The organism is Nocardioides coralli (assembly GCF_019880385.1).
In the GTDB taxonomy this organism is placed as follows: domain Bacteria; phylum Actinomycetota; class Actinomycetes; order Propionibacteriales; family Nocardioidaceae; genus Nocardioides; species Nocardioides coralli.
This window is the reverse complement of record NZ_CP082273.1, coordinates 100,004-112,016: the sequence shown is the minus strand read 5'-3', so window position 1 is coordinate 112,016 and position 12,013 is coordinate 100,004. Positions and strand designations below refer to the sequence as shown.

General features: G+C 73.3%; 13 protein-coding genes. 5 read left to right on the top strand and 8 right to left on the bottom strand.

Annotated features, from left to right (window positions below):
- Positions 1-74: 74 nt before the first annotated feature.
- The 3 genes from K6T13_RS00580 (at position 75) to K6T13_RS00570 (ending at position 1,589) form a co-directional block, all read left to right on the top strand.
- Entirely contained in the window at positions 75-290 is a 216-nt protein-coding gene (locus K6T13_RS00580; RefSeq protein WP_222895889.1) for a hypothetical protein, read from the top strand.
- Positions 287-1,123, top strand: coding sequence for a class I SAM-dependent methyltransferase (locus K6T13_RS00575; RefSeq protein ID WP_222895887.1), 837 nt, complete (start codon positions 287-289; stop codon positions 1,121-1,123). Before K6T13_RS00580 ends, K6T13_RS00575 begins: the two co-directional genes overlap by 4 nt.
- Before the next feature lie 61 nt (positions 1,124-1,184).
- The gene (locus tag K6T13_RS00570) at positions 1,185-1,589 is read left to right on the top strand and encodes a hypothetical protein (RefSeq protein WP_222895886.1); all 405 of its coding nucleotides are present in this window, start codon (positions 1,185-1,187) and stop codon (positions 1,587-1,589) included.
- Between the two features lie 64 nt (positions 1,590-1,653).
- Here K6T13_RS00570 and K6T13_RS00565 read toward each other — a convergent pair whose 3' ends face one another.
- The 6 genes from K6T13_RS00565 to K6T13_RS00540 form a co-directional block, all read right to left on the bottom strand.
- Positions 1,654-2,139, bottom strand: a complete 486-nt coding sequence (locus K6T13_RS00565) for a GNAT family N-acetyltransferase (protein ID WP_222895885.1) — start codon at positions 2,137-2,139, stop codon at positions 1,654-1,656.
- 37 nt (positions 2,140-2,176) lie between these two features.
- Entirely contained in the window at positions 2,177-3,391 is a 1,215-nt protein-coding gene (locus K6T13_RS00560; RefSeq protein ID WP_222895884.1) for an ATP-binding protein, read from the bottom strand.
- A gap of 124 nt (positions 3,392-3,515) precedes the next feature.
- A complete protein-coding gene (locus K6T13_RS00555; RefSeq protein ID WP_249423868.1) occupies positions 3,516-4,397 on the bottom strand; it encodes a MurR/RpiR family transcriptional regulator in 882 nt (293 codons plus the stop codon).
- Entirely contained in the window at positions 4,390-6,168 is a 1,779-nt protein-coding gene (locus tag K6T13_RS00550) for a serine hydrolase domain-containing protein (RefSeq protein ID WP_222895882.1), read from the bottom strand. The genes K6T13_RS00555 and K6T13_RS00550 overlap by 8 nt, the downstream gene beginning before the upstream one ends.
- Positions 6,165-7,460, bottom strand: coding sequence for an exo-beta-N-acetylmuramidase NamZ family protein (locus K6T13_RS00545; protein WP_222895880.1), 1,296 nt, complete (start codon positions 7,458-7,460; stop codon positions 6,165-6,167). Before K6T13_RS00545 ends, K6T13_RS00550 begins: the two co-directional genes overlap by 4 nt.
- A gap of 3 nt (positions 7,461-7,463) precedes the next feature.
- On the bottom strand, positions 7,464-9,350 hold the full coding sequence (locus tag K6T13_RS00540) for a glycoside hydrolase family 3 protein (protein WP_249423867.1): 1,887 nt from the start codon (positions 9,348-9,350) through the stop codon (positions 7,464-7,466).
- Between the two features lie 152 nt (positions 9,351-9,502).
- On the opposite strand from K6T13_RS00540, the gene K6T13_RS00535 reads away from it, so the two are divergent.
- Together K6T13_RS00535 and K6T13_RS00530 are read left to right on the top strand one after the other, a co-directional pair.
- The gene (locus K6T13_RS00535; RefSeq protein ID WP_222895878.1) at positions 9,503-10,369 is read left to right on the top strand and encodes an Fpg/Nei family DNA glycosylase; all 867 of its coding nucleotides are present in this window, start codon (positions 9,503-9,505) and stop codon (positions 10,367-10,369) included.
- Between the two features lie 7 nt (positions 10,370-10,376).
- Positions 10,377-10,718: a rhodanese-like domain-containing protein gene (locus K6T13_RS00530; protein WP_222895876.1), complete on the top strand. Its 342-nt coding sequence runs from the start codon at positions 10,377-10,379 to the stop codon at positions 10,716-10,718.
- Positions 10,719-10,721: 3 nt separating this feature from the next.
- On the opposite strand, the gene K6T13_RS00525 is transcribed toward K6T13_RS00530, so the two are convergent.
- Both K6T13_RS00525 and aat read right to left on the bottom strand, forming a co-directional pair.
- Positions 10,722-11,258 carry a hypothetical protein gene (locus tag K6T13_RS00525; protein WP_222895873.1) on the bottom strand — a complete coding sequence of 179 codons (537 nt, stop codon included), beginning with the start codon at positions 11,256-11,258 and terminating at the stop codon, positions 10,722-10,724.
- A gap of 67 nt (positions 11,259-11,325) precedes the next feature.
- Positions 11,326-11,997, bottom strand: a complete 672-nt coding sequence (aat, locus tag K6T13_RS00520) for a leucyl/phenylalanyl-tRNA--protein transferase (protein ID WP_249423866.1) — start codon at positions 11,995-11,997, stop codon at positions 11,326-11,328.
- Between the last annotated feature and the right edge of the window lie 16 nt (positions 11,998-12,013).

Sequence of the window (12,013 nt, the reverse complement as noted above, 5' to 3'; positions counted from 1 at the left end):
GCCATCCCCCGCCGCGCCGAAATGGCCGGTTCGAGCGAAGTCCACGACCCCTGCCGGTTCCTAGCGTCTCGGTCATGAACCACCTCACCGACCCGCTGGTCGTCCGGGCCCACATGACCCGGCGCCTGGAGGAGGCCGAGGCCCGTCGGCGTACGGCCGGCGCCAGGCCCTCCCGGCACGCACCCCGCGGGCTCGGCGCTGTCCACCAGCTCCTCCGTGGGCGGCGGCGTACCGGGAACCGGTACGCCGCCGTCGACACCGCACTCGCTACCGGAAGGAACCCGTCATGAGCACCACCGTCGTCACCCGGCCCGAGGTCCTCGCCGACCCGCTGAAGGCCAAGCACGAGGCCGTCTGGGCGTCCGGCGACTACGCCTCCGTCGCCCGCGAGGTCATCCCCTCCCTGGGCCCGGCCCTCGTCGAGGCCCTCGGGGTCGAGCCGGGCGAGCGGGTCCTCGACGTCGCCGCCGGCAGCGGCAACGCCGCCATCCCGGCTGCCCGGCGTGGGGCGGACGTCGTGGCCAGCGACCTGGTCCCGCGGCTGCTCGAGCAGGGGCAGGCCGAGGCCACCCGGGCGGGGGTCGCGCTCCGCTGGGAGCAGGGCGACGCCGAGGCCCTTCCCTACGCCGACGCGTCCTTCGACGTCGCGATGTCCTGCGTGGGGGTCATGTTCGCCCCGCACCACCAGGTCGCTGCGGACGAGCTGGTCCGGGTCACCAGGCCCGGCGGCCGGATCGGACTGCTCAGCTGGACGCCCACCGGCTTCATCGGCCAGATGTTCGCGACCATGCGCCCCTTCGTCCCGGCACCGCCGGCAGGGGCCCAGCCGCCGCCGTTGTGGGGCGACCCCGACCACGTGCTGGCACTGCTGGGCGACCGGGTCACCGACGTGGCCTGGGAGCGCCGGCAGCTCGCCGACCACCACTTCACCGACGCCGAGGGCTTCCTGGAGTTCTTCAAGGCCAGCTACGGCCCGACGATCGCGGCCTACGCCCACCTGGCCGACGATCCCGGGCGCACCGCGGAGCTGGACCACGCCCTGCTGGAGCTCGGCCGGCGCCACGAGCGGGACGGCCACGTCACGGGGTGGGAGTACCTGCTCCTGACCGCCCGGCGCGGCTGACCACGCTCGCCGACCCACCCAGACACCACACACCAGACACCAGTACCTGAAGGAGATCACCATGAGCACCACATCCGAACCCGGACGCGCCAGACCGAGCGCCTCCCGCTCCGCGCTGCTGCTCACGACCGCGGCCATGGCGGTCGTCGCGGCGGCCGCCGGCGCAGGGTTCGTCCAGGACCACGACGATGCCCGACGCGGGATCGACCCCGCGGCGAACCTGCCCATCGCGGCCGGCGACCCGGCGGACTACAGCGTCGCCGAGCGCGTCGTCCACGACGGAGTCGCCCAGCCATGGGTCGTCGACTGTCCCGCCGGCGAGGAGGTCGTCAGTGACACCGACACCGGGGTCCGCCTCCTCGAGTCCTTCCCCCTCGACGACGGGGTCGGCGAGGTGGTCCGCCTCGACACCGCCCTCGACGGGACCATCACCGTCTACGGCTGGGCGGTCTGCGACGACCGCTGACCGACGAGACCTCCGACCGGAGGGGGCCGAGCGGCGGCTCCGCCCCGGTCGGAGGGGTCCTGGCCTAGGCGTCCGCCGACAGCACCATCCAGCGGTACGCCGTCGGCTGTCCGGCGTTCCAGGCCTGCTCGGTCTCGGCGTCGACGAAGGCGAAACCCGCCGCGAGGTAGGCGCGGTGCCCGGCGACGTTGTCGGGCAGCACCCGCAGGCAGACGGTGGCCAGCGCCGGGTGCGCCTCGCGGGCGCGCTCGGCGAGCAGCCGGGTCAGCCGGCGGCCGAGGCCCCTCCCCCGCCCGGCGGGGTCGACCAGCAGTCGGGCGAGCTCCACCTCACCCTCCTCCTCGTCGAGCCACAGCTCGCCGTAGGCCGCAGGGGTGCCGTCGTCGACCAGCAGGTAGGCCTCGACGTCGTCGGCCTCGCCCCAGCCGGCCACGACCTCCGGCGGCACCGGCGCCTCGCTGCGGGCGCACCAGGACCGGACCTCCTCGGCCGAGGGGGCCCAGCTGCTCACCGTGGCGGCGAGGGACGGGTCGAAGGACTGCAGCTGCACCGGCTCATCGTAGGGACTGCGCGCAGTCGTGGCCGCGTCAGGCGTGCTCGCGGAGGTAGCGGCCGAAGTGGGGGACGGTGAAGGCGATGCGGCCGCGCTCGGAGGCGTAGATCAGCCCCTTCTTGAGCAGGGCGTCGCGGGCGGGTGAGAGTGACTGCGGCTTCTTGCCGAGCACGGCGGCGACGTCGGCGGTGGGCACGCTCTCGACGTCGTCGAGGACGTCCTCGCCGCTCTCGGCGAGCTTGTGGGCCACGTCCGCCATGGCGCGCAGGTAGTCACGCTCCCCCGGCGTGGCCCGCTCGAAGCGGGAGCCGAAGAAGCCGACGGCGAGCTCGCCCTCGGCCTCGGGGGCGGCGACCGCGACGTCGGCGGCAGTGATGGGCGAGCGGGGTGCCTGGTCCCACACCGCCTTGCCGTAGGCCTGGATGAAGTAGGGGTAGCCACCGGTGGCGACGTACATGGCGCTCAGCGCCGCCTCGTCGTAGGCCGCCTCCTCGTCGGCCGCCGGCGCCGCCAGCGCCCGGTCGGCGGCGTCGCGCGGCAGTCGGTCGATCCGCTGGTAGCGGAAGAGCCGCTCGGAGTAGGACTTGCTGGCGCTGAGCACGGCTGGCAGGTGCGGCAGGCCCGCACCCACGACGATGACCGGGAGCCCCGACTGGCTGATCTCGTGGCAGGCGGCGCAGAGGGCGGAGACGTCGTCGGGCCCGAGGTCCTGCATCTCGTCGATGAAGACGGCGATGCCCTTGCCGACGTCGGCTGCCAACCCGCCGAGGTCGGTGAAGAGCTCGACCAGGTCGATCTCGACGTCGCCGGAGTCGGCCCGCCCCTTGACCGCGGGCGCGTCGATGCCGGGGTTCCACTGCTCGCGCAGCCTGGCACCGGCGCCGGCCTCGCGCTGGGCGAAGGACCGGACCACGCCGAGGACGTGGGAGACCGATTCCACGTCGGGGTGGCCGAGCTCGCGCACCGCCTGGTGGAGGGCGGAGGCCAGCGGGCGTCGCAGCGACTGGTCGGGGCGCGCCTCGAGCTTGCCGGTGCCCCACTGCCGGCGTACGGCGGCGGAGCGGAGCGCGTTGAGGAGCACCGTCTTGCCGACGCCCCGCAGCCCGGTCAGCACCAGCGACCGCTCCGGACGGCCCGCGGCGACCCGCTCGAGCACCACGTCGAAGGCGCGCAGCTGTTCGTCGCGCCCGGCGAGCTCGGGCGGGCGCTGCCCCGCGCCGGGGGCGTAGGGGTTCCGGATCGGGTCCACGATCCGACGGTATCGGCGTGTCTAGCGGTCTCCCTAGATTGCCGGCGGCGCGTTGCGCCTCGTACCACCCGTGCCACCAGCGCGACCAGGGCCGACCCAGACCCTGTCCCGGGGCGCGACGCGCTCAGCGGGAACGCGGGGGACGGCGCGCCTGCCGCCACGTGGCGACCGCCTCGTGGGTCGCCTCCAGCAGCTGCTGGGAGGTCTCGTAGGTCTGCTGGGCAACCCCGACGAAGACGCAGTCGACGACGGTCAGCTGGGCGAGCCGGCTCGCCGTGGCCCCCGACCGGAAGGTGGTCTCGCGCGCGGCCGTGGTCAGCACGTGGTCGGCGAGGTCGGCCAGCGGCGACCGGGGGAAGTTGGTGATGGCGATCGAGGTGGCGCCGTTCGCACCCGCCCGCGCCAGCGCGTCGACCGTGTCCTGGGTGACGCCGCTGTGGGAGAGCCCGATCGCAACGTCGCCGGGGCCGAGCAGCGCCGCACTGGTCACCGCCACGTGGGGGTCGGCCCACGCGAACACCACCCGCCCGATGCGGTGCAGCTTCTGCTGCAGGTCGAGCGCGACGAAGGCGCTGGCACCGACGCCGTAGATGTCCACCCGCGGCGCAGCGGCGATCGCCGCCACCACCGCCCGCAGCGTCGAGACGTCGAGCTGCTCCGCGGTCTCCTCCACGGCCCGCGCGTCGGCCCAGGCGACCTTCTCGACCACCTCGTCGAGGCTGTCGCCGGGCCCGATGTCGCCACCCACGGTCCGGGCGCCGAAGCCCTCGGCGCGCCCGAGCTCGGTGGCGAGGGCGAGCCGCAGCGCGGGGTAGCCGGTGAACCCGACGGCCCGGCAGAACCGGGTGACGGTGGTCTCCGACGTCCCGCACTCCGCCGCGAGGGCGCTGATCGTCGAGGCCGCCACCACCGAGGGGTCCTCGCACACGCGCTGCGCCACACGTCGCTCGGCCGGCGCGAGCGCCGGCATCAGGGACCGGATCCGGACGGTGGTCGACTCAGTCACGCGAGGGGCTCCAGCCGTCGGCCGAGAACCCCGTGCTGTCGAGCCGTTCGCCGTCGGGCCCCATCACCCGGACCCCGTCGACGTAGACACCGCGGCCCTGGTAGCGACTGTCCGTGGTGTAGGTCCACCGCAGCCGCTGCTCGCCGTCGGTGACGTCGACCAGCGCGACCGCGTGGTGCCACACCCGGCCACCGTAGCCGGACACCTCGCCGTCGGTCGGGGTGACCGACCCGCCGCTCCACAGGTGGAAGGGTACGGCGCGCCAGGTCTCGCCCCCGTCGTCGGAGAGCTCCAGGCGGGCGACGTCGCGGCCCGCCTCCGTGTCGTACCAGAGGTCGAACCCGACGGCCATCCGCCGGGCACCCTCGGGATCCACCGTGGTCGTCAGCGTGGCGGTGCGTGCGTCGCCGAGGCCGGAGAACCAGGCCGTGCGACCGTGGCGCGGGGACACGGCGACCGCGCGGGCCACGCCCTGGGCGACGGCGCGACGTGCCGGGTTGTTGCTGCCCCGGTCGCGTGTCGGGTGCACCCGGTTGGTGAGCAGGACGACGAAGGTGTCAGCGACCGGGTCGATGACGAGCGAGGTCCCGGTGAAGCCGGTGTGCCCGAACGTCGAGGGCGAGCTCATCGCGTCCATGTACCAGCGTTGGTCGAGCTCGAACCCCAGGCCGTGGCTGTCCCCCGGGAACTCGGTGTTCTCGTCGGTCAGCATCGCCTCGACGGTCTCCTCCTCGAGGATCCGGGCCCGGCCGTGGCGGCCCCCGTTGAGCAGCGTCTGGGCCAGCAGCGCCAGGTCGTGGGCGGTGGAGAACAGCCCCGCGTGCCCGGCGACCCCGCCGAGGGACCACGCGTTCTCGTCGTGCACCTCGCCGCGGATCATCGGTCGGCCCGCCCAGGGCTGCTCCTCCGTCGCCGCGATCCGGTGCCGCAGCGACTCCGGCGGGTCGAACATGGTGTCCGTCATCCCCAGCGGCCGCGTGATGCCGTCGGCGACCACCGCGTCCAGGCCCCGGCCGGTGACCTCCTCGACGAGCATGCCGAGGGTGATCATGCCGAGGTCGGAGTAGACGTAGGCCGTGCCCGGGGGCGCGGTCGGCTTCGCCGCGAGCACCGCGGCCCGGCGCTCCGCGACCGTGTCGTGGCGGCGGTAGAGCGGCACCCAGGCCGGCAGGCCGCCGGTGTGGGTGAGCAGGTGGCGCACGGTCACCGAGGCCTTGCCCTCGGCCGCGAAGTCCGGCAGGTACGTCGCCACCGGCTCGTCGAGGTCGACAGCCCCCGACTCGACCTGCTGCATCACCGCGATCGTCGTGAACGTCTTGGTGACCGAGGCGAGGTCGTAGATCGTGTCGCGTCGCGCTGCGACCCGGTCCTGCGGCGGCAGCTCGGTGTCGCGGTCGGTGTAGCGGACCGCGTCCCCCGCCGCCTCGTGCACCGCGACCACCCCGTGCCGCGCGGCGAGGACCACGCCGCCGGCATAGAGCGGGTGGTCGGGCGAGGGCTCCAGGAAGCGGCGCAGGCTGGTGCCCACCTGGTCGAGGTGGCGGGGAACCAGGTCGGCCTCGCGCGGGCTCCCGTGGCGCAGCCGGTGGTGAGGTGGGCGGTCCTCGTCGTCGGCGGCCGCCGTGGCCGCCGACGTCGTGAGCGTGCCGGCCAGTGCCGGGCGCTCCGACCGCTCCGGCCCCGGCTCCTGCGGACGCGCTCCCGTGGCCGCCGCCCCCGTCGCGGCCACGAGGCCGAGGGTCGAGACGACGGCGAGCAGCGTCCTCCTCACCGGTCGCCCGACCGGTAGATCAGGTGCTGTGCGCGCAGCCGGCGGAAGGACCGCAGGTCCTGCTGCCAGCCGGCGACCACGTCGTCGACACCGGCTCCGGCGTCGATGTCGCGGCGCACCTGGTCGGTGCCGGTGAGCCGGTCGATCCAGTACGGCGCCTTGCTCTCCCGCCACGCGAACTCGGGCGCCACCCGCTTGGCGCTGATGATCATCGCGATCGCCGTCCGGATGGCGTCGAAGTCCCGGCGGTCGGTGACGTGGAGCTGCACGCCCGCGCAGGGCTTCCACTGGTGCTTGGAGTAGACGGGCGTGAAGTAGGCCTCGCGGAACTCCACCCCCGGCAGCTCCTGCGACCGCAGGGCGTCCGCCCACGCGTGGTCGAGGTAGGGGGCGCCGATCAGCTCGAACGGTCGGGTCGTCCCGCGGCCCTCGGACAGGTTCGTCGCCTCGAACAGGCAGGTCCCGGGGTAGACCACCGCGGTCTCGACCCGGGGCATGTTGGGCGAGGGCATGACGAAGGTCTGGCCCGTCTGCTCGTGGTAGAGGTCGCGCCGCCAGCCCTTCATCCGGACGACGTCGAGCTCGGCCGGACCACCGGCGTCGGCGGGCACGAACTCGGCGTTGAACAGCCCGGCGAGCTCGGCCACCGTCATCCCGTGCTGCTGCGAGATCGCCTTGCGGCCCACGAAGCTGGCGTGCTCGGGGTGCATGACCGGGCCGTACGCCGCCACGCCGCTGATGGGGTTGGGCCGGTCGAGCACCACGAACCTCACCCCCGTGCGGGCTGCAGCCACCATGCAGTCGTACATGGTCCAGATGTAGGTGTAGAACCGGGCGCCGACGTCCTGGATGTCGAAGAGCACCGTCTCGACCCCCGAGTCACGGAAGTAGTCGGCGATCTTGTCGGGGCCCTTGCCGTAGGTGTCGTAGACGGGCACCCCGGTCCGCGGGTCGGTGTAGTCACCCTCCGAGCCGCCGGCCTGGGAGGAGCCGCGGAAGCCGTGCTCGGGCCCAAAGGCGGCCACCAGGTCGACCAGGCCGGTCTCGGCGATCAGGTCGATCTCGTGTCGCAGGTCGGGAACGGTCCCCGTGGGGTTGGAGATCAGCCCCACCCGCTCGCCGCGGACCTGCCGGTAGTCGTCGCGGTGCAGCACCTCGATGCCGGTGAGGACGCGACGACCGCGGTCGTCGTCGTCCCCCCGGGCGGCCACGGCCGCGGCGCCGGTCAGCGTGGCGGCCCCCGCGGAGACGCCGACGGTACGGAACAGGTTGCGCCTGTTGATGCCGGTCATGTCTCAGCCTCCGTATCCGAGCCCGTGCCCGAAGGGGTAGAGCGTGGTGTCGGGGTCTTCGGCGGTGGGGATCGTCACCGGCAGCCGGCCGGTGGGGTCGACCTCGCCGTAGAGCACCCGGACCAGCGACTCCAGGGACACCCCCATCCACCCGTACGTCGCCACGTAGGACGGCACCTCCGGGAAGTGGGCGATGTCGTAGGCGTCGCGGGCGGCGACCGCGACCACCGGCTTGCCGGTCTCGGTGAGGCGGCGCACCAGCTTGCGCTGCTGGGCGTAGCCGTCCTGCCAGGCCCGGTAGGAGACCACGACGGTGACGTCGTGGGCCCGGGCCTCGGTGACGGCAGCCTCGATCGCGGCGTCCGACGGCGCGGTGCCGGTCTGGCGCACGGTCGTGTCGGCACCCCGCGCGGCCATCTTGTCGGCGATGGTCTGGGTCGTGCCCACTCCCCAGCCGGTCACGAGGACGCGCCGGTCGGCTGCGGGGTCCAGGGGCAGCACGCCGTCGTTCTTGACCAGGGTGGTCGAGCGGTCCGTGAGCGCCTGCGCGTCGGCGAGGTGGTCCGGTGTGCCCACCCTGGTCGGCACCGCCGCCTCGTCGGTGTAGGGGTCGGCCACCAGACCGAGGTCCCACTTCAGCCCGAGGATCCGCTCGACGGACTGGCGGATCCGTTTCCGGCTCAGCTCCCGAGTCCGGACCGCCTCGAGCACCTCCGTGCGGGCGAGCTCCAGGTCGGGCGGCATCAGCAGCATGTCCGCGCCGGCCTTGAGGGCCAGCACGGGCACCCGGTCGTCGCCGTACTTCTCGCGGACACCGGCCATCTCGAGGGCGTCGGTGATGACGACGCCGTCGAAGCCCATCTCCTCGCGGAGGATGCCGGTGAGGATCGGGCGCGAGAGCGTGGCCGGGTCGCCGGAGGGATCCAGGGAGGGGACCGTGATGTGGGCGGTCATGATCGCCTTCACCCCGGCGTCGATGGCGGCCTCGAACGGCGGCCGGTCGAGCTGCTCCCACTCCTGCCGCGTGTGGTCGATGGTGGGGATCCCGGTGTGGCTGTCGACATCGGTGTCGCCGTGGCCCGGGAAGTGCTTGGCGGCCCCGGCGACGCCGGCGCCGGTGTAGCCCCGCACCTGGGCGACGGTCAGCTCGGCGGCGAGCCGCGGGTCCTCGCTGAAGGAGCGCACGCCGATGACGGGGTTGGCGGGGTTGACGTTGACGTCGGCGACCGGAGCGAAGTTCCAGTTGACGCCGAGCGCGTCGAGCTCGTGGCCGGTGATCTCCGCCGCCCGGTGGGCGTCGGCCGCGGAGCGGGTCGCACCCAGCGCCATGTTGCCGGGCAGGACGGTGGCCGGCGGCCCGACCCGGGCGACGATCCCGCCCTCCTGGTCGATCCCGACCAGGGCAGGCACCTCGGGCGGCTGCGCGAGCGCGGCGTCCTGCACGCCGTTGGACAGGCCCGCGATCTGCTGGGGGTTGTTGACGTTGTTGGACCACGCGAAGTAGATGACGCCACCGAGCTGGTACTTCTCCATCAGCCCGGCCGCGTTGTCGACGCCGTACTTCTTCTGGTTCGCGGCGACGTCTGCGGGGTTGGTGGTGTCGGCGGTCTCGCCGTAGGCGTGGGTCATGAAGAGCTGCCCGACGCGTTGCTGCAGATCCATCGAGCGGACGGTGCGCTTGACCCAGCGCCTGCGATCCTTGCTGTCGCCGGCCTGCTCGTCGTCGTGGTCGTCGTCGTGGTCGTCGTCGTGGTCGTCGTCGCGCTGGTGGCCGTGCCGGGGGCCGTCCTCCGCCGCGGCGGTGTGGGCGGGCACCGTCGCCACCAGGCTGGTGCCGAGCAGGGCGGCCAGCCCGACGGCCAGCCGACGGGTCTTCGAGGTGTGACGCATGGCTTCCTCCCGAGATGCCCGGCGTTGGTGAATGAGCAACTAGACGTTGCCTGACCCGGAAAACCTTTCACCGGACCGGTGGTGCGGTCAAGGGGGTCCCCGACCCATGACAGTAACGAGGCGGGTCGCGGCCTGCGCCTAGACTCAGCACCGTGCCGGAGCTGCCCGAGGTGGAGGCGCTGGCCCTCGACCTGGGGGGCCGCCTGACCGACCGTGCCGTCGCGAAGGTCCACGTCGTCGCGTTCTCGGCGCTCAAGACCTTCGACCCCCCGGTGCACGCGCTGGAGGGGAGCTTCGTCGACGACGTGACCCGTCACGGCAAGTTCCTCGACATCGGCGTGGGCGGGCTCCACCTCGTCCTCCACCTGGCGCGCGCCGGGTGGGTCCGGTGGCGTGACGAGGTGCCTGCGCTGCCCCCGAAGCCCAGCAACAAGTCGCCGCTGGCGATCCGGGTCGTGCTCGACGACGACACCGGTCTCGACGTCACCGAGGCCGGCACCCGCAAGAGCCTGGCCATGTACGTCGTGCGCGACCCCGCCGACGTGCCCGGGATCGCCTCCCTCGGTCCCGACCCGCTGGCGGACGGGTTCACGGTCGAGACCCTCGCCGGGATCCTCGAGGACGCCGGCCGCGCACAGGTCAAGGGCGTGCTGCGCCACCAGGGCACCATCGCCGGGATCGGCAACGCCTACTCCGACGAGGTCCTCCACGCCGCTCGCATGTCGCCGTTCAAGCCCGCGTCGAGCCTCGCGGCCGAGGAGGTGCAGACGCTCCACACCGCCATCCGTGACGTGATCGGCGACGCCGTCGCCCGGTCCCGCGGTCTGGCCGCCAGCGAGCTCAAGGGCGAGAAGAAGTCGCACCTCGCGGTCCACGGCCGGACCGGCGAGGCGTGCCCGGTCTGCGGCGACACCGTGCGTGAGGTCAGCTTCGCGGACTCGAGCCTGCAGTACTGCCCCACCTGCCAGACCGGCGGCAAGCCGCTGGCAGACCGCCGAATGTCACGACTGCTGAAGTGAGAGACGCGTGCATCCCGAGATCCCGTCCACCACGGTCCAGGACCTGCCGAACCCGCTCCCGGACGGCCTGGCCGTCCTCGACGTGCGGGAACCCGGTGAGTGGGACCACGGCCACATCGACGGCGCGCTGCACCTGCCGCTGATGGAGCTCGTCGCCCGCCGCGACGAGGTGCCCCGCGACCAACGGCTGCTGGTGGTGTGCAAGATAGGCGGCCGGTCGATGCAGGCCGTCGACTGGCTGCACCAGCAGGGCTACGACGCCGTGAACCTCGAGGGTGGCATGGTCGACTGGGCGGACGCCGGTCGTCCGATGGTGAGTGAGAACGGCGAGGCCCCGCGGGTGGTCTGAGCCTCAGCCGGGCGATTCGGTGAGCTGGCCCTCGAGCTCGCTCAGCTGGTCCTCCAGTTCGCCCTCGTCCAGCTCGCCCAGCTGGCCCTCGAGGTCTCCGAACATGCCCTTCATGGCGTCAGGGCACTCCTGGGTCGCCCAGGTCACGAAGGCGTTGCCGGACTCCTGGTCACCCGGGCTGAGGTCCTCACCGAGCCGGTTGAGCTCCTCCTCGCTCGCCTCGGGGTCGATCTCCGCGATCGAGTCGAGCATCACCTCGAAGCCGCGCCGGGCGTCCTCAGGGATGTCCTCGGGCGTCCCGACCTGCTCCATCTCCTCGGCCCAGTCCTGGAAGGCGCGGATCCCGGCGCTGGTGTCGTTCGGGTCCATCTCCCCGAAGTTGGAGAACAGCCCGGCATAGGCGTCGCAGAACTCCTCCTGCGTCGCGTCGTCAGGGGCCGCCTGGCCGCCCTGGCCGTCCTGGCCGCCCTCACCGCCGCAGCCGGTCAGCAGACCGGCGAGCAGCACGAGTCCGGCTGCGCGGGACCTGGTGGTGCGCATCGGCATCCTCACTTCCTCGTGGTGTCCGCCCACTCTCCCGCATCCGAGGTGCTCGCCCCCGTCGGGGTCAGGACAGTCCGGCCGGCGGCGGCAACGACACCGCCCGGTCCAGCCGCGCCAGGTAGTCCGCGCGGGGGATCTCCACGACGCCGAGGCTGGCCAGGTGGTCGGTGCGCCACTGGGTGTCGAGCACCCGCTGCCCGCTGTGGTCGTCGGAGAGCAGCTCGACCAGCGCCCACAGCGCGACCTTCGAGGCGTCCCGTTCCCGGTGGAACATCGACTCGCCCGCGAACAGGCCGCCGATCGCGACCCCGTAGAGCCCCCCGGCGAGTCGTCCCTCGTGCCAGGCCTCGACGGAGTGGACCCAGCCGAGCTCGTGCAGGCGCAGGTACGCCGACCGGATGCTGTCGTCGATCCAGCCGTCGGGCCGACGACGGTCGGCACAGGCGTCGATCACCTCGGCGACGGCGGTGTCGACGCGGATCTCGAAGCGGCGCCGCGACGCCCGCAGCGACCGGGAGACCCGCAGTCCGTGGAGCGGCAGCACCCCCCGCACGACCGGGCTCCACCAGCCCGGCTGGTCGGTGCCGGGAAACGGCATCGGGAACAGCCCTGTCCGGTACGCCGTCAGCAGGGTGCCGGGGGCGAGGTCGGCCCCCACCGCCACGAGGTCGTCGTCGGGCCACCGGTCCGCCGGCGGGAAGGACCACCGGGACGGGGGTGGTTCGACGGCGGGCACGGCTCCGAACCTAGCG